Origin of the sequence: Allobosea sp. 2RAB26, assembly GCF_052115465.1 — a bacterium.
Lineage (GTDB): Bacteria > Pseudomonadota > Alphaproteobacteria > Rhizobiales > Beijerinckiaceae > Allobosea.
Map to the genome: position 1 here is coordinate 1 of NZ_JBFRGS010000069.1, position 815 is coordinate 815.

The 815-nt window shown below is 67.6% G+C and carries 2 pseudogenes; both read left to right on the top strand.

The features are described 5' to 3' along the window. Positions 1-342: pseudogene (locus tag AB4118_RS34035) on the top strand (hypothetical protein); the annotation flags it as partial. 101 nt (positions 343-443) lie between these two features. Then, a pseudogene (locus AB4118_RS34040) lies at positions 444-815 on the top strand (type I secretion system permease/ATPase); the annotation flags it as partial.

Below are 815 nucleotides of genomic sequence, written 5' to 3' on the forward strand. Positions count from 1 at the left end.
AGTGCGGCGGTGAACGTGATGGAAGGCGGGGCGGGCAACGACACCTTCCGCTTCGAGAGCAAGGARGCGGCGGATGGCGACACCATCCTCGACTTCGAGCCTGGCGATAAGCTCGACCTCTCCGGCATCGACGCCAATGGCGCGCTCGCCGGCAACCAGAGCTTCACCCTGACCAACGGCCCGGCCTTCACCGCCACGGCCCAGCTGGTGGTCGCCTACGAGACCCGGGCCGACGGCGACTACACCGTGGTCAARGGCAATGTCGACGGCGACGCCGATGCCGACTTCCAGATCAACCTGAAGGGCAGCCACACCCTGACCGGCAGCAACTTCAGCTTCTAGAAGCCGCGCTTCCCGGCCGKCGGGCCCCGTGCCCGCCGGCCRKYMCCMCCTTCCTGCACCGCCTTCCTGCCGACKGCTTCTCCTTTTGACGGTTTGCGATCATGGCACCTTCCAAGGCACAGACCTCCGCCCGCAAGCGCGATGCCGCCAGGCTGACGCTCGGCTTCCGCTCSGCCTTCMTCTTCCTGTTCGCGGTCTCGGGGCTGATCAATGTGCTGGCGCTGACCGGCTCATTCTACATGCTGCAGGTCTATGACCGGGCGCTGACCTCGGGCAGCGTCCAGACGCTGGCGGCGCTCTCGGCGCTGGCGATCGGGCTCTATTTGTTCCAGGGCGCCTTCGACGTGATCCGCTCGCAGGTGCTGGTCCGGGTCGGGGCCMGGCTCGACAAGGATATCGCGCCGCTGGCGCACCGGGTGGCGATCGACATGCCGCGTTTCGGCTTCTCGAGCACCGAGGCGCTGGAGCGCGGG